The organism is Acetivibrio sp. MSJd-27 (assembly GCF_018918095.1).
GTDB lineage: Bacteria > Bacillota > Clostridia > UMGS1840 > HGM11507 > HGM11507.
The window spans coordinates 23,902-43,653 of record NZ_JAHLPV010000013.1; the positions used below are offsets into that span (position 1 = coordinate 23,902).

The window sequence follows — 19,752 nt, forward strand, 5'->3', positions numbered from 1 at the left end:
GCGAGGCGTGACCTGAAGGTACCATAGCTGATTATGTGACAGTGACATTTCAATCCACACGCCTCATGCGAGGCGTGACTTAAGTACATACAGGGATATGACAACATTGTTGTTATTTCAATCCACACGCCTCATGCGAGGCGTGACTTCCCCATCCCGATCCGAGAACCGGTGATATGATATTTCAATCCACACGCCTCATGCGAGGCGTGACCCCTGCAATAATCGCATGTGCCGCATCGTTTTGATTTCAATCCACACGCCTCATGCGAGGCGTGACCGTTCGCGTATCAAATTTTGAAGAGTTAAGCAGAATTTCAATCCACACGCCTCATGCGAGGCGTGACATCGCAAGATGTGGGAAAGCATACGCAAAAAAATATTTCAATCCACACGCCTCATGCGAGGCGTGACGCGGCGTCCATAGGAGCCAAATACAATGTTGCAGAATTTCAATCCACACGCCTCATGCGAGGCGTGACAGCAAAAACACACAAATTTTCTACTCTGCTCTGTGCAAAAATACCAAAAAAGTCAGTATAAAATGATAAAAAGCACTGCTTTGTTAAAAATTCTCTTGTATTTTTGTAAGAAAATCAGTGCGAATCCTCCTGTAACCTCATGTTCACTTAAGGTTCGCACCAGCTTTTCAAACGATAAGAACCTTTTCAATCTCCGCCACATACATCGTGTGATAATCACTATTTGGATACCAACGCTCACAGATGGACGAATCCAAAAAGCATTCCTTTTGATACTCCTGCTGATAAAGCTTTTTGCAGATCAACACGGTATCTGCCTCTGCAAAATAGGGAATTTCGTTCTCCTCTGCCACAGTCAGCCCTGTTTTTGAAATTTTCTTCTCATCTCGTCCCGAAACAGACCCCAGATAACTGAGCTTTTCCTTGTACGCTCCGTCCAAAAAGGACAAAGAAAAGGAATCGGAAGCATCAATAAATTCCTTTGTATACCGCTGGGGACGGATAACCACAAAAGCAACATTTTTCCCCCACATCACCCCAAGGCCGCCCCAGGATGCCGTCATTGTATTTACTTTATCTCCTTTTTTGGCTGTAACCAACATCCACTCTTTTCCTATCATTTGAAAAGGTGTCTTTTGCAGCTGCTCCGGTGCAATTTCATGAAAATTTTTCATTTTATAACCTCTTTTCTCCATTTTCTTTTTGATTCTTTTCATACAGAATGCGCAGTCCGTCCAGTAAGAGGCTCTTATCATAAATCATTTGATGGCTGCAGTAGCGTATGATATATCCGGCGGGACTGCCGGTTGCAATGACCGTCAATTTTTCTCCCATTTCCCGTCGATAACGCTCCACCATTCCGTCCAGCATGCTTGCAGTGCCATAGACAATACCAGATTTCATACATTCCACCGTGTTTGCTCCGATGACATTTTTCGGTGCTTCCAAGCTAATTTGAGGCAGCTGGGCAGTTTTCTCCACCAAGCTGTTGAGCATAATGTTTACCCCCGGCATAATAGAGCCCCCGATAAAAGCACCCGTGTCATCCAAAGCGGATATCGTAGTCGCCGTGCCCATGTCAAAGACAATGGACGGTGCCGGATATTTCTCCAATGCCCCCACCGACACACAGACCAGATTTGCTCCGAGCTGCCCCGGATTATCGATCTTGATGTTCAGTCCGGTTTTGATCCCAGGACCGACAACCAGTGCTTCCACTCCGCATACCATTTTGACAGCGCGCAAAAAGATAGTTATCATCTGAGGAACCACCGAACCGATAATTCCGCCGGTAATCTCCTCTCTGCGCACCCCATACAGTTCTAAAAGAGAGCCCAGAATAATCGTGTACTCATCGTCCGTCTTTGCCGTATCCGTGCTGATTCTGGATTTAAAAACCAGCTTTTCTCCGTCATACACCCCGATCACCGCATGGATATTGCCGATGTCCACTGCTAAAATCATGGAAGAACCTCCTAAACATTCATATTTTTTATTATATCTTTTTATGCGTAAAATGTCAACGCAGAAGGAATACATGCTATTGTAATCGGATTCCGGATATGATAGAATAATAAAAAATAATGTATAGAACGGAGTGAAAACAATGAGAAAGTCTCTCACGGCTCTAATTCTGTGGTTTCTGTTTGAAAGCATTGCCGTTTCGCTTTGGCTTACAATGGACAATCCGTTTTACCTGTTCAATTTCTCTTACATCGGAACCTGCCTTGCTCTAGGCATTTTTCTTTATACCAAAAAGCTGAAATATGCCAGAAATATGGTGCAGTTTGCAGTCGGTCTTTATATGCTGTTTTACCTTGGAATTTTTTCAAAGGAAAATATGCAGATAGAAGGCTTTTGGTATTATCTGTTCCTCGGCGTCTTTGAAGCTGCTGTCATCCACTACGCCGTCGCCAAGCTTTTCGGACCTCTGTTCTTCGGCCGCGGATGGTGCGGATACGCCTGCTGGACGGCCATGGTTTTGGATTTACTCCCCTATAAAATACCGGATCGCCCGCGGAAAAAGCTCGGTTTTCTCCGCTATATCACATTTGCTCTTTCCCTGCTGTTTGTCACCCTTCTGTTTCTTACAGGCGTTCCCGAAAAGGATAAAATCATTTACCGAAGCTTTCTCATCGGCAATCTTCTCTACTATACTGCCGGGATTTTGCTCGCTTTTTTATACAGGGATAACAGGGCTTTCTGCAAGTATATCTGCCCGGTTACCGTTTTTCTGAAGCCCGCAAGCTATTTCTCACTGCTCCGGATAAAAAATGATAAAACAAAATGCGTCTCCTGCGGTAGGTGCCGAAAAATCTGTCCAATGAATGTAGATATGACAGACAATGCCCGCAGAAGACGCAATGGAACCGAGTGTATTCTCTGCTTACAGTGCATTGAGGAATGTCCCCATAAAGCACTTTATCTCTCCTGAGAAATATGATTCAGAAAATTCTCTCGGGCATTTGCAATGTGCTGCCGTGTCAGCACCCGTGCTTTCTCCCCATCGTGCTGAGCAACCGCCTCATAGATATCCCTGTGCTCTTTTACGGAAAGTGCTGTTCTGCCCCCGCTTTTGAAAGAGAGTTCTCTAGCCTTTTGAATATAATTGTGGAAATTAGTAAGGGTATGTTTTAAAGGACGGCTGCGGGAAGCGTCATAAATGGTTTCATGAAACTTCCGATCCAGCTGCCATACCTGCAGAACATCATTTTTTTGTGCATAAAATTCCTGTAATTCTATAATTTCTTTCAGCTTCTCCAACTCTTTCCCATTGATTTTCTGAGCCGCCCACTCACAGGCAAGTCCCTCAATGGACATACGGATGGTGTAAATATCCTCAATGTCCTTTTGCGAAATTCCAACCACAACCGTTCCTTTGTTGGGCACGCTTTGAACCAATCCCTCCAGTTCCAGCTGACGGAGTGCCTCCCTTACCGGGGTACGGCTGACCCCCAGTTCGGCGGACAGTCCAAGCTCTGTCAGGCTGTCTCCGGCGGCGTAAGTCCCGCCCAGAATGGCCTGCTCTATCGCTTCAAATACCTTTCCTCCCAAAGAAGCGTGATTCCATTCAATCTTTTTCATGCAAACCGCCCATCCTTTGCAGTGCGGATCCGTTCCACCATCTCTTCATCACTGATGACGGTCTGTCTGCCGTTTTCGTATTCCTTGTCCACCCATTCTTTGATGTATGAGACAATGGGATCTTTTTTGTCAATCTTTTGATCCCCTGTGAATCGAAAATACGTATTTAACCAGTATGCGATTCCGGCCAGCCCGGACGTGTTGCTGACAGCCACGGAAACCGGACGGTTCAGCAGCTTGTCTGTATCAAAAATATTATAGATTTCCTCATCCTTCAACAGGCCGTCCGCATGAATTCCAGCGCGTGTGACATTAAAGTGTTTTCCTACAAAGGGAGTCATAGGCGGAATCTGATAACCCAGTTCCCGCTCAAAATATTCAGCGATATCGGTGATCACGGTTGTATCCATACCGTCCGTCGTACCCCGCAGGGATGCGTATTCGAACACCATTGCCTCCAGGGGTACATTCCCTGTCCGCTCCCCGATCCCAAGAAGGGAACAGTTTACAGCGGATGCTCCATACAGCCATGCAGTGGATGCATTTGCAACTCCTTTATAGAAATCATTGTGCCCATGCCATTCGAGAAGCTCGGAGGGAACCTCCGCACAGTGCTGAAGTCCGTAAACAATCCCCGGTACGCTGCGGGGCGGCGCAATTCCCGTATAGGGTACACCGTATCCCATTGTATCGCAGGCGCGGATTTTGACCGGTATGCCGGACTGGCGGGACATTTCCATCAATGCGCTGGCAAAGGGGACGACAAAACCATAGAAATCAGCTCTTGTAATATCCTCAAAATGACAGCGGGGCGACAGCCCTGCCTCTATGGCGTCGGACACGACCGACAAATAGTGTTCAAGCGCTTGGCGGCGAGTCATGTTCAGCTTTTTAAAAATATGGTAATCCGAGCAGCTGACTAGAATTCCTGTTTCTCGGATGCCGATATCCTTCACCAGCTGAAAATCTTTTTTGGAAGCCCGTATCCAGGTTGTAATTTCAGGGAATTGATATCCGCGTTCCATACATTTGGCAAGGGCCTGCTGATCCTTTTTGCTGTATACGAAAAATTCTGTCTGGCGGACAATCCCTTTTTCTCCGCTCAGCCTGTGCAGCATATCGTACAGGTCTACAATCTGTTTCACGGTATAGGGTGTCCGGGACTGTTGTCCATCCCGGAAAGTGGTATCCGTAATCCAAATATCCTCCGGCATATTCATAGGGACTTTTCGGAAATTAAAAGGAATTTTCGGCACTTCTGTATAGGGGAACATCTCCCGAAATAAATTGGGTTCCTTCACGTCCTGCAGAGTGTAATGATATGGATCCTGCTCCAGAACATGGGTGTTTTTACTCAGTTCTAACATAAGGCATCCTCCTTATCGCATTATTGTATACAATTATACAATCATATGTTTTAAAAGTCAATCCTCCTCTTCGATCACAGCAAAAAAGAAGAAAAACAATGGAATATTTCCAAAAGAGCTGATATTCCTTTTCCGTTCTTTTTTTCTTTACAAAAGTATCTCATCTTGTTATAATAACGTATGGACTCGATTCTCCTTAAGCCTGACATATGGAGGTAAGACAATGAATATGATATTGATCGGTATGCCGGGTGCGGGAAAAAGCACCATCGGTGTTATTCTGGCAAAAACATTGGGAATGAATTTCTGTGACACCGACTTGGTGATTCAGCAGAACACAGGGCAGCGCCTTCAGCAAATTATTGACACGCAGGGTCTTGACGCTTTTTTAAAGGCCGAGGAGGAGGCTATCTGTTCCCTTTCTTGCCGGAATACTGTGATCGCCACCGGTGGAAGCGCCGTACTCAGCCAAAAAGCCATGGCGCATCTTCAAAGCTGCGGCAAATGCGTTTACTTAGATGTCACTCTGGAGGAATGCAAACGCAGAATCCTGAATATTCGTACGCGCGGCATTGCCGTGCGAAAAGGACAAACTCTTGACGATGTTTTCCGGGAGCGCATCCCGCTGTATCAAAAATATGCAGCCCTAACTGTCTGCTGTACGGATAAAAGTACAGAGGATATCGTGGCGGAACTGGTTTCCTGTAAAGAATAGCTTATCACCAAAACGCCTTCCGCATTACATAGACTTATTTAAGGATTATTCTGATTATTTTGGAATAATCCGTTTTTTATTGCATTAATTCTCATAATATGGTATGATATTCCTATCAAAACAATCATATAGGAGGACGAAATATGTTTCAAAAAATAGCTTCCGCCATCCTGTCAATCTGCCTTCTTTTTTCAACCGTAACCTGGGCCGAAGAGGAAAAGGCTCCCTTTACCACCTATGTCAACGGAGAAAAAATTGAAGCGAAGGATCCCATCTGGATGGAGTATTATGATGTGATTCCCCTCGCGCCTATTGTAAGAAAACTGGGCTATACCGTCACCTATGATGAGTCAGAAAACAAAGTACTCTGTCAAAAAGACAATTTGGTAATTGCTATTGTTCCAGGGAACAATTTCGCACAAATGTCTAATCAGGATAGCCAATGGACGGAATATATAAGATATTCTCCCTGTGAATTTGACGGCACGGTCTATCTCAGCCAATATTCCTTCTACATATTATTTCACATTTCTGTCTCTGTATTCTCCGCACAAAGAGAAGTGCATGCCATCACTCAGGATGCGGTCACCGATCTCGTCAGAGAAAAAGCAGAACCGCTGAAAAAATTTCTGAAAACGGAGAAGATGTTTGAAAACTGCCGGTCTGATTTTACGTTTCAGTCGGGCTTTTCCGGAAAAAGCGAATTGTTTGGAATTGAGTTGGATGGCATCAGCGACGGTAATCTTACCCTTCAAAAACAAGGCAGAAATTTCTATGCCTCGGTCAAACTGGAAAACAGCGGACTGTATAATTTCTATAACTTGATGCTGACAGATATGCTCACCGATCCGGAGGGGAAACCTGCCTCCCTTGTTGGAAAGCCAGTAGAACTGGAATTCTTTCTGGACGATGAAGGGCTTTATGTAAAAGCGGCAGCCTTATCCATGGACGTTGTCGACAATTATGTGGCTCCCCTTCGCTATATTGAACAGGGGATCATCGATAAATGTAACGCCTTTGTCAAGGACAAATGGATCTTCTTCCCCTTTAATGAGGAGAAAAAACAGGAATTTTCTTTCTTGTTTGATGGGAAGTACGCTAACTATGAGCAGTGGATAACAACTTTAACAGACAATGTTTTTGAAGCTTATGGTCACCAAAGTTACCAAAAGATTGTGTCTGATATCGAAGAGCTTGCTGAACTTTGGGACAGCAATCATCTCTCCGTGACGGACACCGACGGAAAGAGAACGGTCACCTATCGTCTGGACAAGACGACACTAAAAAGTCTTTTAAAAGCAACCGGAAGCTTCTTCTATGTTTATCAGGAAGACGCTTTTGATAAGGCATTCCCTCTTCTTTCTTTTGACCTCCGTTTTGACTCCGTCTCAGACAAAACCTCCCAAGCGGAACAAACGCTTCTCATGGAACTTTCCCTCTCCAACATTCCCAATGAATTTGGCTTGGAATGCGGTTCGCTTCAATATACGGTGTTGGGAAAAAATACAGTAAAAGAAGGGGCACAGAATATAAGCCGCCCAGAACCCTCCCAGACGGTTTCCAACACGGAAATATTGGATCTGTTAAATGAAAAAAATACGGATGAATAGGAGGCAACCAATGCGAAAAAGAATAATTGCAGTCATCTCTTCATTTCTGATGATTTCTACATCCTGCTTTGTCAGTGCAACGGAAGATTACACACCGCCTCAAGTAAAAATATATCTGGACGGGGAAGAAATCGTTGCCTCTCCCAATCAAATGTACAGCTCTCACGTTCCCTTTGCGGCAGTGGCAAGAAAGCTCGGCTATCAGGTGTCCTATCAGGAGTCTACCTGTGAAGTCACAGCAGTAAAGGGCGAAAAAACGGTTACCATAAAAATCGGTTCCCGTATCGCCGGCATTCAGGAAGGAGAGGAAAGCACTCCTGTTATGCTTGCATCGCAGGCCGTTGAAAAGGACGGCGTCACTTACCTAATGTACTGGGATTTGGATATGTTGCTTGGAGTGCTGACGGTCAGGAGTTACAAAGACAGCTCTATCCATCTCTATTGCATGGAGCGCTATATAAAATATGTTGAGGAAAACTGCAAGACCTATCTGGATTATATCACTTCATTGGATATCCCTTCTGAATTTTCCAGTTCTTCGCAGTCAAAAATAGAGTTCCACGCCAATAGTAACTTATTCGGTATCCATATTAACGGAACCAGCGATATCTCCATGAATCTGCAAAAGCAGGGAACCATGTTAGGACTGCAGCTGGAAATGAAAAATGACGGACTGTTCCATTTTTTAGATCTGCAGACCAAACCTGCTGTTTTCACCGGGATGGAAGCCTTGCGGGAAAAGATTGATCTTTCCAAACCGCTCAAAGCAAATCTTTATCTGGATAAGGACGCGCTGTATTTGGACTCGGAAACGGCAACTCCTATCGTTATTTATCAGGATTATTGCGATGCCGCAGAAGAAAAACTCGTCCAGGCATTGGAACGGACAAAAAACGGAAGAATAAAGATAGGTATTTCCGATGATGAATATGTGCAAGATATCATGGATCCAGTTTTTACGGCACTGGAGAACAGTACCTACCGTCGGGAAAAAGAAGAGTTTGTCGAGTCCATAACAACGATGATTCTTCAATCGAACGGGCCGGAGGGATACGACAATGTCATGAAATGTTTTGAGCTGATCTCAAAACTGACCAACGCTCCCTATTTCACGGTCAATGAGACAGAAAAAGAGACAACGGTAACTTATAAAATCGATACAAAGGATCTGCAAAACCTGATAAAAAGCCTGGGTTTTTCAGACGGCAACGAACAGCTGCTCCAATATTTTAACTATGATGTTGACATGACAGCTACATATATGAAATCCAATGATATCACGGTTAAAAGTTATTGCAAAATCGGTCTTTCCAACATTCCAAATCCTTACGGCCTGGAAATCGGTTCGGTGGAGCTGATTGTCCGCGAGGACAACCAGCAGAAAATTGGGAACCAGGATATTTCGAAGCCGAAGGATGAGGACTATGTCAATTATAATGAAATTGATAAAATCATGAAGGGAATCTAAGTGAGAAGAAAATAAAAGATAAAAATGAATGAAGATTTGTTTTGCTCCGGCTTCCACTAAAACAGAAAGAGGTATCCTAACACTTTTCACAGGCAGGATACCTCTTTCTTTTCATTATTTATTCTCTGTCAATGGACTCGTCATGAGCCGGTATTTTGTCCTTAAACAGGATGGTGATTGCCCATAGCCCGGCAAGACCAACGATAGTAAAAATGATTCTGGAGAACATAGCACCTTGCCCGCCAAACAGCGAGCCAACAAGATCGAAACCAAACAATCCGATGGATCCCCAGTTGATGGCGCCTATGATCACTAAAATCAAAGCCAGATTATCCATAAAGATCTCTCCTTTATCTTTTGCTTTTAGTATGGCGCCGCTTCCATGTTTTTATACATCGACTCCCATTTTTTCTTTTAAAATTTTTAATTTTTCTTCCAAAAGGGTTTGATTGTCCGCTTCTGCAACCAGCCGCAGATACGGCTCTGTATTTGACTTTCTGATATTGAACCACCAGTCATCAAAATCAAATCGGATGCCGTCAAAATCATAAAATTTCTGATATCCGCCCTGCTTTTTGAAAGAATCTGTCACACGCTTTATGACTGCATCTTTGTTTTCCACTTTAAAATTCAGCTCTCCGGAAAAAGCATAAACAGAAAGTTCATCGATGACATCCGAGAGGTAAATATTATCCTTCTTCCATTCCGCCAGAGCATTTAACAGGTAGATTGCGGCCAGAAAAGCGCTGTCACAGCAGCCAAACTCCCTGAAATAGTAATGTCCTGCCAATTCTCCTCCGAACACTGCATCAAGCTGCTTTATTTTCGCCTTGGCGTAGACATGCCCTACCTTCCAGATCACCGGATCCCCACCGATCGATTTGATATATTGGGAAACCGCTTTGGAGCTGCGAATATCCATCACAACCTTCTGCCCCGCCTCGTCCACCAGCACATTTGCCAGAACGGCAATGATCAAATCTGGCGAGACAAAGCGTCCTTTATTATCAATAAACATGGCGCGGTCTGCGTCCCCGTCAAAAATGATTCCAATATCGCTTTTCTTCTCCAGCACATCCCTGCGGAGTGCCTCTCTGCTGTCCGGCTCCAGAGGATTTGGACTGTGCGCTGAAAAAGAGCCGTCAAAGGAGTCGAAAAGATAGGATACTCCATCCGTTCCAAGGATTTCCTTCGCCAGTAAAGAGGCCATACCTCCCGAGCAGTCAACTGAAATTTTCAGTCCGCTGATATCCAGAAGCTTATTCTTCATAAAGGGAAGATATTTGTCCTTTAAATCAAAAGAAATTACGTCTCCCTTTTTTGGGGATATTTCTATTACACCATGCAGTACTTTTTCTTCCAGGATTTTCAGTCCGCTGTCCTCCCCCACCGGAGCTGCTTTTGGACCGGAAATCTTAAAACCATTGTATTCTTTTGGGTTATGGGATGCCGTTATCATAACGGAAGTCAAAAAATCGTTGGAAAAGGAGCCGAAATAGATCATCGGAGTTGTGCAGAGTCCGGCATCATATACCGTGGCACCGCTGTCACAAATCCCTTTCGCCAATGCCTGAAACAGCGCTTCGGAGGAAAGACGGATATCACGTCCCACCAATATTTTATCCGCACCAAACAGATCCTTTAAAAAATAGCCGATCCGATATGCCCTTTCCTCATTCAGTTCTGTGGGATATATCCCCCTGATATCATAAGATTTAAAAGCTGACATATGAAATAAATCCTCCCATATATTTTTTGGAGTGGAAGCCCTTCCTTTTAAAAATGGGACGTACTGAGACGCCCCATATCTTTTTAACATAGAAAACGGTACAGATTTGTACACAGTTGCTTGTTTCAAAAAACAGTGTGCGAAGCGCAGCCGCGTTTTTCGGAAGGAAAAACTTTTTTATTTTTTCGCAGTTGGTACAGGATTACCGGAAGGATTGGTACTTTCCTCCGGCACAATATTTAAAAACACCTCGTTTATAAGCTTATCGGTCTCTTCCCGGTCACAAATATAATAAGAGATATTATTGATATATCTGGGTTCTCCCGGCAGCTGATAGGTATTGGTCTTCTCCGCGCTGACCAGCTTCATGAGGGGTATAAACGTCCCAATATCCGCCAGTGAAATATTGGTGGTCAGATACTTTTCTACCTCCGCAAAGATATCCTTTGCTTTAAAAATCAAATCCAGATTCAGCTTCTGCTCAATCAGGGCTTTGATGAACATCTGCTGTGCCTTTACCCTGCCGATATCCCCCTCCGGATAAGAGCGGAAGCGGCAGAATTGTTCTGCTTTATCGCCGTCCAAATGCTGCATACCGGGATAGAGATCAATATATAAATTCTGGGCGGGATCGCTGTATTTCATCCGCTGGGGCACATCAATATCGACACCTCCCAGCACATCTATAATAGCTGAGAAACCGTCTGGATTGACCACCGCATAATAGTGAATAGGCATTCCAACCATATCTCGAACGGTCTTGATCGCCAGCTCATGCTTTCCAATTGCATAGGCCGCATTAATCTTCTGTGCCGAATTGTTTATGGTAACTTTGGTATCCCGTGGAATGGACAGTATATTCAGCTGTTCCCGCTCCCTGTCAAAAGAAGCAAGCATCATGGTATCGGTCCGCTGACCTCCCTCATCCGTAGCCATCAGTAGAACATTTACCCGTTTGCCTTTCAGTTTTGACAGCCCCAGCTCCTCATCACTGGTATCCGTCTCTCTGTTTATCACATATCCGGCTACGGCAAAGCCGCACCACAGCACCAGACAAAAAGCCAAAGCTAAAGAGATGATTTTCATATATTTCTTGACATTCATTTGTGAAACTCCAATCTGCCGTCTCGTTTCTTTCCGTATTCCCGATGCATTGAAATCTTTCATTTCATGCTATTACATGAATTATTATATATCATATCCAATCATATTTTCAATTATTTTTTACCGTTTTGCTTTATTCTTAAGATTTCATTCATATTTACCGAAAAATAAGAACGGTAATTTATTTGCCCGTCTGTTATCTCTATCCCTGTTGTTCCGCATTTCAGGGGCAAACTGCATCCGCTTGGCTTTTATTCCATCTGATAGGTCTTATACTCCTTTCCATCAATCTCCTTCCAAAGAAACGATCCCTTCTCAAGGATAAGGTAACCGTGGGGACTATTTTCTTTCGGGATGGAGATGGAACCAGGGTTGATATAGATGATTTTATTTTCCACCTCGCATGCTGGTACATGGGTATGCCCGTGCAGTAAGATATCGCCCTGCTTTAACTGCGGCGGAGAGGAGAGGTTGAAACGGTGTCCATGGGTTGCAAAGATCAAACGCTCCCCCTCCGAAAGAAGGCAGTATTCCGCCATAATCGGAAATTCCAGCACCATTTGATCCACTTCCGTATCGCAGTTGCCTCGGACACACAGAAGTTTTTCCTTTCTCCGGTTCAGCAGGGAAATCACCTCTTTCGGAGCGTATTCATCTGGAAGATCATTGCGCGGGCCATGATACAGGATATCGCCCAGAATAAGCAATCGATCCGCATGCTCTCTGTCGAACGCCTCCAGCATTTTACGGCACCAAAAGGCAGAGCCGTGGATATCCGATGCAATCATAAATTTCATTTTTCTTTCTCCTCTCCTTAAACGATTCTTTCTGTAGATCGTTTACCGTATTCTGAATGAAAAAAACGGTGCATACCAGACCGCTGCACCGTTTTTTTATTTGTTTGAATAAAGGATTTTGCCCTGGAATACAGCCTTTGTCAGGGAATATCCTGCTTTTCGTTCAATAAGGGGCAAAGCCCCGGAATGCCCCGTTTCTGTGATGGAATTGTACCGCCACAGAAAAATGAAGCGGAACCCGCCGCCTAAGAGACAGGGGGGACATCTTCCTTTCGTTATTTTTTAGAATTCCCCTGTTTTGCGGACGCCGTTGTCGCTTCCGGCGACGGCGACGGCTGAATATTCAAAAAGGTTTCGTTTATCAGTTTATCCGTCTCTTCCCGGTCACAGATGAAATAAGACGCACCGTTAATTGTTTTGGTATCGCCGGGCAGCTGATAGGAATACATATTTTCTGCATTGAACATTTTGATAAGAGGCAGAAAGGTAGTTACATCGCTCAGCCCGATATTGGTATCAATATACTTGGAAGCCTCACTGAAAAGTTCCGGCGCTTTGAGAATATACTGCGGTTTCAGTTTCTGTTCCACCAAGGCTTTCAAAAATTGCTGCTGGGCTCTCTGACGTCCCAAATCCTGATCGGCATACCCCTTCCGGAACCGGCAGAATTGTTCCGCCTTGTCACCATCCAGCACCTGAACGCCCGGATAAAGGTCAATATGCAGATTCTGAGCCGGATCGTCATACTTCATTCTCTGGGGCACGTCAATCTCTACACCCCCCAGAATATCTATAATCTTTCCGAATCCCTCCGGGTCAACCACTGCATAATAGTGAATCGGAAGATTCACGATTTCTTTTATTTTTTGGATCGCCAGTTCCTGCCGTTTACCCTTTTCTCCAAACGCATAAGCCGCATTCAGCTTTTGCGTCTTATTATTGATGGTAATCTTGGTGTCCCTTGGCAGAGAGAGCATATTTAACATATTGCGCTCCTTGTCAAAGGAGGCAATGATCATGGTGTCTGTCAGCAAACCGCCCTTGTCGGTAGCCATTAAAAGGACATTTACCCTTTTTTCTTTGTTCTGCTTGGATACCATGCCTCCGTCCCCGTCTCCATTGATAAAATAACTGGAGGCGTAAATGGCACCCAGCACGGTTGTGCAGATAACAGCAGCCAATAAAACAATTTTTATGTATTTCTTGAAATTCATCGATTCGGTTCAGCTCCATATTTTTCTTTTCGTTTGCGTAACAACTTTGACTTTTGGTTTTAGCCAGTCACTATTCTATTATAACATATCAGTCTTGAAATTCAACTTTTTTTTGTTCCATTCACAAAAGCAGCGGATCCTCCGCAAATAATCTGCGGAGGATCCGCTGCTTAAAAAAGATAGTATCGATAGCACTATGCCGCCGCGTCCGCGGAGTTTCCGGCAGGCTGATTCAAAAATTTTTCCCGGATCAGCGCGTCCGTCTTCTCCTGATCAGGCAGGAAATACCACACGCCGTCAATCACCTTGTCTTCCCCAGGCATATAGTACATGTTCGTATTTCCATTATTGATCGATTTGATAAACGGCAGAAAGCTGGCGATATCCCCAATTCCTACATTGGTATCCAGATTTGCCGATATCTCCTGAAAGATACTGCCGATTTTAAAGAAATATTCCGGTTTCAGCTTCTGATCGATCAGTGCTTTTAAAAATTGCTGCTGAGCCATAGAACGCTCGTAATCCTGATCCACATATCCTTTTCGGAAGCGGCAAAATTGTTCCGCTTTGTCTCCATCCAGCACCTGCAGCCCGGGATACAGATCGATATGCAAATCCTGCTCCGGATCGTCGTATTTCATCCGCATGGGCACATTAATCTCCACACCGCCCAAAATATCCACAATATTGCGAAAGCCTTTGGTGTTTACCACAGCGTAATAGTGAATCGGAAGATCGATAAACTCATTGATCTTGCGGATCGTCAGCTCTTGCTGCTGTCCCTTTTTTCCTAACGCGTAAGCGGTGTTCAGCTTATAAGGCTTTTCATTGATCATGACCCGGGTATCCCGCGGAACCGCTATGATATTGAGCATTTGGCGCTCCTTGTCATAGGATGCGATCATCATACTGTCCGTATGCACGCCGCCCAGGTCCGTAGCCATCAAAAGAACATTTATCTGTTTGCTGTCCCCCTCCAGGGTAGCTGTTCCCTGAAGCAGCTGGGATTCATCTATCTCTGGTTCCTCCTCCACCGCATAATTGATAAAATACCGGGAGGCAAACACGCCTGCCGAAGCCAGCAGAAAGATACCCAGACTGAACGCTGCTATTTTAAGCACTCTCTTTTTCATATTCTTCACCCTATGATAAATTTTTCAAATGATTCAAAACATATTTATCATAGCATAGCGCTTTTGGAATGTCTATCCTTTCTTTGTAAACATTTTGCAAACATTTCTATTCCAACTCGAAGGCACCGGTATATAACTGATAATATTTTCCTTTTTCGTCAATAAGCTGCTCATGCGTTCCCCGCTCGATAATTCTGCCCAGCTCCAGCACCATGATGACATCCGAATTGCGTACGGTTGACAGCCGGTGCGCAATGACAAAAACCGTACGTCCATGCATCAAACCGTCCATTCCCTGCGCCACGATAGATTCCGTTCTGGTATCAATACTGGAGGTAGCCTCATCCAGAATCATGACCGGAGGATCTGCCACCGCCGCGCGGGCAATGGCAATCAGCTGGCGCTGTCCCTGGGAAAGGTTGGCGCCGTTTCCGGATAGCTGGGTATCATATCCGTTGGGAAGCATCCGGATAAACTCATCCGCATTGGCCAGCTTCGCCGCCCGAATAATCTCCTCATCCGTGGCATCCAGTTTGCCGTACCGAATATTTTCCTTCACTGTACCGGTAAACAGATTTGTTTCCTGCAGTACAATTCCCAGCGACCTTCTCAAGTCGCTCTTTTTTATCTTATTGATATTGATTCCATCGTACCGTATTTTCCCGTCTTCGATGTCATAAAACCGGTTAATCAAATTGGTGATTGTGGTTTTCCCTGCCCCGGTAGCCCCCACAAAGGCTACTTTTTGACCAGGCTGAGCATAGAGGGTTACATTGTGCAGAATCGTCTTTCCAGGATCATAGGCAAAATCCACGTCAAAGAAACGAACGTCTCCCTGGACTCTTGTATAAGTGACTGTCCCGTCCCCGTGGGGATGCTTCCAAGCCCAGATTCCAGTGTGCTCGGTGGTTTCTGTCAGCTGTCCGTTCTCCAGTATTGCGTTTACCAGCGTAACGTACCCATCATCCTGTTCCGGCTCTTCGTCCATCAGATCGAAAATACGCTGTGCTCCGGCCAGCGCCATAACAATAGAGTTCATCTGCTGAGAAATCTGATTGATGGGCTGTGAAAAGCTTTTGGAAAGCTGAAGGAAGGAAGCGATCATGCCAAGGCTGATCCCGCCAAATCCAATGATAGACATAGCTCCTCCCAGAACGGCAATCAAAACATACTGCAGATTCCCCAGATTATTCATAATAGGCCCCATAATATTCGCAAATTTGTTGGCCTTATAGGCATTTTCAAACAGCGACTCATTCAGTCCGTCAAATTCCTTCTTGGCTTTCTCTTCATGACAAAATACTTTGACGACCTTCTGCCCGCCGATCATCTCTTCAATGAAACCATTCATTTTTCCAAGTGCCTGCTGCTGTTTCACAAAATGGGTACCGCTTTTGCCCGCTACCTTTCGCACCACCACAAGCATGACAGCAACACACAGAAGGACCAGAATGGTCAATGGGATACTCATCACAATCATGGCACAGAGCACGGCGGCCACTGTGATAACAGAATTGAACAATTGAGGAATGCTCTGTGAAATCATTTGCCGCAGCGTGTCGGTATCATTGGTATAATGACTCATAACATCCCCATGAGAATGCGTATCAAAATATTTGATTGGCAGTTCCTGCATATGGTCAAACATATTATCCCGGATGTCTTTGAGGACATTCTGGGAGATCGTCACCATCAGCCGGTTATAGCAGAGAGTGGAAACAACGCCGGTCAGATAAATCATTCCCATTATGAGAATTGCTTTCAGAAGTCCGGTAAAGACAGGGGAGGGATCCAAAAGCAGCGGTGAAATATAATCGTCGATCAGTACCTGAATAAACATAGATCCCGCAACGTTGGCCACAGCGCTTATCAAAATGCAGACAAGGACGATGAGAAACTGTAGCTTATGCCCGGCCGTCACATATTTCATCAGCCGTCTCAAGGTACCTTTTTTCTTATTCATGGATAATTCCTCCTTTCACCTGGGAGGTATATACTTCTTGATAGATCGCATTATCCCGCATCAGCTCTTCATGGGTTCCAAACCCATTAATTCCTCCATTATCCATCACAATAATTCTATCCGCATCCTCCACCGAGGAAATACGCTGCGCAATAATAAATTTCGTTGTGTTGGGGATCTGTTCCTGAAATGCTCTGCGAATCAATGCGTCGGTTTTCATATCCACAGCACTGGTGGAGTCGTCCAGAATGAGAATCTTTGGTTTTTTCAATAGTGCCCTTGCGATACACAGTCTCTGCTTCTGTCCTCCGGAAACATTGGCACCGCCCTGCTCAATATAAGTATCGTAGCTATCCGGGAAACTGCGTATAAATTCATCTGCCTGTGCCAGCTTACAGGCGTGTATCATCTCCTCATCGGTCGCGCTCTCATTTCCCCAGCGCAGATTTTCTTTGATGGTTCCCGAAAAGAGAGTATTCTTCTGCAATACCATAGCAACCTCATTGCGCAGGGTTTCAACATCATATTGCCTTACGTCGATACCTCCCACCTTGACAGTACCCTCCGTCACATCATACAAGCGGGGAATCAACTGCACCAAAGTGGTTTTTGCGGAACCGGTTCCTCCTATAATTCCAATGGTTTGCCCGGATTTGATATCCAGATTCACCTGATGGAGACAAAGCTTTTCTTTTGATTTTGCATAACTGAAACTGACATTTTCAAACTGAACCGCACCGTTCGGTACTTTCCGAACCGGATTTGGTCCATTGTGCAGATCGCTCTGCTCCTGCAGAATTTCATCGATCCGTTCCGCAGATGTTCTGGCAATTGTAATCATGACCAGAATCATAGAAACCATCATCAGGCTCATTAAAATCTGCAGTGTATAAGAGATCAGACTGGTAAGCTGCCCGGTTGTCATCGTGGAGGCCACAATCATCTTTGCACTGAGCCATGAAATCAGAAGGATCGTGGAATAAACACACAGCTGCATCAAAGGCATGTTGTAGGCGATTGTTTTTTCCGCCTTGGTGAAGTCCCGGTAAATCGAATCGGAAACCTCGTTGAATTTCTTTTTTTCATGTTCTTCCCTTACATAAGATTTCACAACACGGATTCCAAGCAGGTTTTCCTGCACGACATTATTCAGCCTGTCATAGGTTTTAAAAACCCGTTTAAAAATCGGATGGGCATACCGTATGATCAGATATAACCCAAGTGCCAGCACTGGGACAACTCCCAGAAAGATCACTGCAAGTCTGGAATTGATGGTAAACGTCATAATCAATGAAAATATCAGCATCAGCGGTGCGCGGACAGCGATGCGGATAATCATCTGATAGGCGTTCTGTATATTGGTGATATCTGTTGTCAGCCGTGTGACAATCCCGGCTGTTGAATATTTGTCTATATTAGAGAAGGAAAAGTTCTGAACCCGGTAAAAGACATCCCTGCGCAGATTCTTTGCAAACCCTGCCGAAGCCCTGGCCGCATACTTTCCCGCCAATACTCCGCACAGCAACGCCAGCAATGCGAAAACAACCAGCATCGCACCATATTTATATATATTGGAGATATTCCCCACATTGATTCCTTCGTCAATCAGGAATGCCATAAAAAATGGAATAATAACCTCCATAAGCACCTCAAATGTAACGGTTACCGACGTCAGAATCGAATCTTTCTTATATTCTCTGACACAGGCCGCAAGCCGTTTAATCATAACAACACTCCAATCTTTTTCTGTCTCAAATTTCCGAAAATAGGTTTCACTTTCTGACCACATCTCCTCCTGCTATCTCAAATTCTGTTTGATTTTTTCCGCTATGGCCATAAACTGTTTGATTTCTTCCTCCGACAATCCTCTGGCTGCCTGCTGTTCAATAATTTGAAGTTTTTCCGCAATTTTTTCATGCTGGGTTAGGGCTTGGGGCGTCAAAGAAAGTTTTTTCAGCCTGGCGTCAAAATCTGCAGTCTCCCTTTCTAAAATTCCTTTCTCTTCCAGTGCTTTTAAAAACCTGGAGGCGGTGGAACGGCGGATGGAAAATCTCTCTTCAATGTCCTTCTGATAGATTGCCTTATCCCTGTTTTCATAGAGATAAGCAACAATTCCCGCCTGCATGCCTGTCAATCCAAACCGGTCCGGAGGAGGCGCGTACTCAAATACCTTCCTCTTCAACAGGTTGGAAAGCGTTCTGATTTGATAACCGATTTCATTTCTCATCCTCACCCCTCCTTTTTGTTAGCATGCTTACATTATATCTCTGTCTCGTGTTCATGTCAACCGTATGAAGAAAATCAAAAATGAACTTTCTGTGAATAGGACGCAGCTATTTGCAAAGTGAATATGTAGAAGCAAAGATATGCTTTCACATGCCATTATGACAATATTTTTCCGATTTTTGCAAAATTATCGGGAATTGCTCATATAAATTTTATCCAAAATTTCTATTGAAAAATTCCGGATTTTCCGTTATACTTATGTTATCATTAACGCGTATAATGGTTCAGCGTGAAATCGAGATTGATTTCACGCTTTCTTTTTGGCTTAAAACAAATTTAGAATGAAATAAAAGGAGAACGCATATGGAATTTTACATGAAATTACCGAGAAACAAAAAAGAATTCGCACTGTTTATGGCAGTCATCTCAATCCTGTCCGTGAATATCATTGCACCGCTTATCACCTGCTTTGAATTTGGATTTCACCTGCATGTATGGGCGGATGTTTTAAAAGTGATACCATTTCTATGGTTGAGTGTCATCGCATTGGTTCTCATTACCTATAAACCAGCTGAATGGCTGACATCAAAAATCGTAGCGGAGGGTGACAGCTTTTGTTCACACATTACCATCAATATTTTGTGTACTGTCTTTTTGATGTCTATCTTTTTGACCGTAATCGGCAGCCGGCAAATCTCCTGGGAGCCAATCCTTCTGTTCTTCTATAAATGGCCTCGGAATTTTGCAATATCCTTTGCAGTGGAAGCAATCATCGCTCAGCCTATCGCCCGGGCGGTCATTCTAAAATTACATCAGATAGAAGAGATAAGACGTAAATCTTAAAAATTTTAAAAGCGCAC

Annotated in this window: 18 protein-coding genes and 1 CRISPR repeat array (1 of these 19 only partly in view); of the genes, 5 read left to right on the forward strand and 13 right to left on the reverse strand. The window is 44.4% G+C overall.

All coding sequences use genetic code 11. The features are described from left to right. Positions 1–482: a CRISPR direct-repeat array (repeat unit 33 nt; unit sequence ATTTCAATCCACACGCCTCATGCGAGGCGTGAC) (it extends 627 nt beyond the left edge of the window). A 167-nt stretch (positions 483–649) separates the two neighbouring features. Together KQI32_RS06375 and KQI32_RS06380 are read right to left on the reverse strand one after the other, a co-directional pair. Continuing rightward, entirely contained in the window at positions 650–1,156 is a 507-nt protein-coding gene (locus tag KQI32_RS06375) for a flavin reductase family protein (protein WP_216424362.1), read from the reverse strand. Position 1,157: 1 nt separating this feature from the next. Continuing rightward, complete coding sequence (locus tag KQI32_RS06380; protein WP_177689792.1) at positions 1,158–1,946, reverse strand: type III pantothenate kinase; 789 nt, start codon at positions 1,944–1,946, stop codon at positions 1,158–1,160. Positions 1,947–2,088: 142 nt separating this feature from the next. Between KQI32_RS06380 and KQI32_RS06385 the strand changes: the two genes are divergently transcribed. Further along, positions 2,089–2,916, forward strand: a complete 828-nt coding sequence (locus tag KQI32_RS06385) for a 4Fe-4S dicluster domain-containing protein (protein WP_216424363.1) — start codon at positions 2,089–2,091, stop codon at positions 2,914–2,916. On the opposite strand, the gene KQI32_RS06390 is transcribed toward KQI32_RS06385, so the two are convergent. Together KQI32_RS06390 and KQI32_RS06395 are read right to left on the reverse strand one after the other, a co-directional pair. Then, a complete protein-coding gene (locus KQI32_RS06390) occupies positions 2,904–3,566 on the reverse strand; it encodes a GntR family transcriptional regulator (RefSeq protein ID WP_177689790.1) in 663 nt (220 codons plus the stop codon). The genes KQI32_RS06385 and KQI32_RS06390 overlap by 13 nt on opposite strands. Next, complete coding sequence (locus KQI32_RS06395) at positions 3,563–4,933, reverse strand: 2-isopropylmalate synthase (RefSeq protein WP_216424364.1); 1,371 nt, start codon at positions 4,931–4,933, stop codon at positions 3,563–3,565. Before KQI32_RS06395 ends, KQI32_RS06390 begins: the two co-directional genes overlap by 4 nt. 223 nt (positions 4,934–5,156) lie before the next feature. Here KQI32_RS06395 and KQI32_RS06400 point away from each other — a divergent pair, with 223 nt between their 5' ends. From KQI32_RS06400 to KQI32_RS06410, 3 genes are all read left to right on the forward strand, one after another. Further along, a complete protein-coding gene (locus KQI32_RS06400) occupies positions 5,157–5,648 on the forward strand; it encodes a shikimate kinase (protein WP_216424365.1) in 492 nt (163 codons plus the stop codon). A gap of 143 nt (positions 5,649–5,791) precedes the next feature. Continuing rightward, a complete protein-coding gene (locus tag KQI32_RS06405) occupies positions 5,792–7,258 on the forward strand; it encodes a stalk domain-containing protein (protein ID WP_216424366.1) in 1,467 nt (488 codons plus the stop codon). 10 nt (positions 7,259–7,268) lie between these two features. Continuing rightward, the gene (locus tag KQI32_RS06410) at positions 7,269–8,726 is read left to right on the forward strand and encodes a stalk domain-containing protein (RefSeq protein ID WP_216424367.1); all 1,458 of its coding nucleotides are present in this window, start codon (positions 7,269–7,271) and stop codon (positions 8,724–8,726) included. A 118-nt stretch (positions 8,727–8,844) separates the two neighbouring features. Here KQI32_RS06410 and KQI32_RS06415 read toward each other — a convergent pair whose 3' ends face one another. The 9 genes from KQI32_RS06415 to KQI32_RS06455 form a co-directional block, all read right to left on the reverse strand. Next, a complete protein-coding gene (locus KQI32_RS06415; protein ID WP_177689783.1) occupies positions 8,845–9,063 on the reverse strand; it encodes a DUF378 domain-containing protein in 219 nt (72 codons plus the stop codon). 51 nt (positions 9,064–9,114) lie between these two features. Continuing rightward, positions 9,115–10,455: a phosphomannomutase/phosphoglucomutase gene (locus KQI32_RS06420; RefSeq protein ID WP_177689782.1), complete on the reverse strand. Its 1,341-nt coding sequence runs from the start codon at positions 10,453–10,455 to the stop codon at positions 9,115–9,117. A gap of 177 nt (positions 10,456–10,632) precedes the next feature. Continuing rightward, a complete protein-coding gene (locus KQI32_RS06425) occupies positions 10,633–11,559 on the reverse strand; it encodes an LCP family protein (RefSeq protein ID WP_216424368.1) in 927 nt (308 codons plus the stop codon). A 251-nt stretch (positions 11,560–11,810) separates the two neighbouring features. Beyond that, positions 11,811–12,356 carry a phosphodiesterase gene (gene yfcE / locus KQI32_RS06430; RefSeq protein ID WP_177689780.1) on the reverse strand — a complete coding sequence of 182 codons (546 nt, stop codon included), beginning with the start codon at positions 12,354–12,356 and terminating at the stop codon, positions 11,811–11,813. 275 nt (positions 12,357–12,631) lie between these two features. Continuing rightward, positions 12,632–13,570 carry an LCP family protein gene (locus KQI32_RS06435; RefSeq protein WP_216424369.1) on the reverse strand — a complete coding sequence of 313 codons (939 nt, stop codon included), beginning with the start codon at positions 13,568–13,570 and terminating at the stop codon, positions 12,632–12,634. A 194-nt stretch (positions 13,571–13,764) separates the two neighbouring features. Then, positions 13,765–14,703: an LCP family protein gene (locus KQI32_RS06440; RefSeq protein WP_216424370.1), complete on the reverse strand. Its 939-nt coding sequence runs from the start codon at positions 14,701–14,703 to the stop codon at positions 13,765–13,767. A 106-nt stretch (positions 14,704–14,809) separates the two neighbouring features. Next, complete coding sequence (locus KQI32_RS06445) at positions 14,810–16,666, reverse strand: ABC transporter ATP-binding protein (protein ID WP_216424371.1); 1,857 nt, start codon at positions 16,664–16,666, stop codon at positions 14,810–14,812. Then, the gene (locus tag KQI32_RS06450) at positions 16,659–18,392 is read right to left on the reverse strand and encodes an ABC transporter ATP-binding protein (protein WP_216424388.1); all 1,734 of its coding nucleotides are present in this window, start codon (positions 18,390–18,392) and stop codon (positions 16,659–16,661) included. Before KQI32_RS06450 ends, KQI32_RS06445 begins: the two co-directional genes overlap by 8 nt. 72 nt (positions 18,393–18,464) lie before the next feature. Beyond that, positions 18,465–18,893 carry a MarR family winged helix-turn-helix transcriptional regulator gene (locus KQI32_RS06455; protein WP_216424372.1) on the reverse strand — a complete coding sequence of 143 codons (429 nt, stop codon included), beginning with the start codon at positions 18,891–18,893 and terminating at the stop codon, positions 18,465–18,467. Between the two features lie 362 nt (positions 18,894–19,255). On the opposite strand from KQI32_RS06455, the gene KQI32_RS06460 reads away from it, so the two are divergent. Then, positions 19,256–19,735 carry a hypothetical protein gene (locus KQI32_RS06460; protein WP_216424373.1) on the forward strand — a complete coding sequence of 160 codons (480 nt, stop codon included), beginning with the start codon at positions 19,256–19,258 and terminating at the stop codon, positions 19,733–19,735. Positions 19,736–19,752 lie beyond the last annotated feature (17 nt).

Bases quoted from the DNA above. Each gene is read 5' to 3' on its own strand.
- KQI32_RS06375 (WP_216424362.1), bottom strand. From the start codon at position 1,156: ATGAAAAATTTTCATGAAATTGCACCGGAGCAGCTGCAAAAGACACCT.
- KQI32_RS06380 (WP_177689792.1), bottom strand. From the start codon at position 1,946: ATGATTTTAGCAGTGGACATCGGCAATATCCATGCGGTGATCGGGGTG.
- KQI32_RS06385 (WP_216424363.1), top strand. From the start codon at position 2,089: ATGAGAAAGTCTCTCACGGCTCTAATTCTGTGGTTTCTGTTTGAAAGC.
- KQI32_RS06390 (WP_177689790.1), bottom strand. From the start codon at position 3,566: ATGAAAAAGATTGAATGGAATCACGCTTCTTTGGGAGGAAAGGTATTT.
- KQI32_RS06395 (WP_216424364.1), bottom strand. From the start codon at position 4,933: ATGTTAGAACTGAGTAAAAACACCCATGTTCTGGAGCAGGATCCATAT.
- KQI32_RS06400 (WP_216424365.1), top strand. From the start codon at position 5,157: ATGAATATGATATTGATCGGTATGCCGGGTGCGGGAAAAAGCACCATC.
- KQI32_RS06405 (WP_216424366.1), top strand. From the start codon at position 5,792: ATGTTTCAAAAAATAGCTTCCGCCATCCTGTCAATCTGCCTTCTTTTT.
- KQI32_RS06410 (WP_216424367.1), top strand. From the start codon at position 7,269: ATGCGAAAAAGAATAATTGCAGTCATCTCTTCATTTCTGATGATTTCT.
- KQI32_RS06415 (WP_177689783.1), bottom strand. From the start codon at position 9,063: ATGGATAATCTGGCTTTGATTTTAGTGATCATAGGCGCCATCAACTGG.
- KQI32_RS06420 (WP_177689782.1), bottom strand. From the start codon at position 10,455: ATGTCAGCTTTTAAATCTTATGATATCAGGGGGATATATCCCACAGAA.
- KQI32_RS06425 (WP_216424368.1), bottom strand. From the start codon at position 11,559: ATGAATGTCAAGAAATATATGAAAATCATCTCTTTAGCTTTGGCTTTT.
- yfcE (WP_177689780.1), bottom strand. From the start codon at position 12,356: ATGAAATTTATGATTGCATCGGATATCCACGGCTCTGCCTTTTGGTGC.
- KQI32_RS06435 (WP_216424369.1), bottom strand. From the start codon at position 13,570: ATGAATTTCAAGAAATACATAAAAATTGTTTTATTGGCTGCTGTTATC.
- KQI32_RS06440 (WP_216424370.1), bottom strand. From the start codon at position 14,703: ATGAAAAAGAGAGTGCTTAAAATAGCAGCGTTCAGTCTGGGTATCTTT.
- KQI32_RS06445 (WP_216424371.1), bottom strand. From the start codon at position 16,666: ATGAATAAGAAAAAAGGTACCTTGAGACGGCTGATGAAATATGTGACG.
- KQI32_RS06450 (WP_216424388.1), bottom strand. From the start codon at position 18,392: ATGATTAAACGGCTTGCGGCCTGTGTCAGAGAATATAAGAAAGATTCG.
- KQI32_RS06455 (WP_216424372.1), bottom strand. From the start codon at position 18,893: ATGAGAAATGAAATCGGTTATCAAATCAGAACGCTTTCCAACCTGTTG.
- KQI32_RS06460 (WP_216424373.1), top strand. From the start codon at position 19,256: ATGGAATTTTACATGAAATTACCGAGAAACAAAAAAGAATTCGCACTG.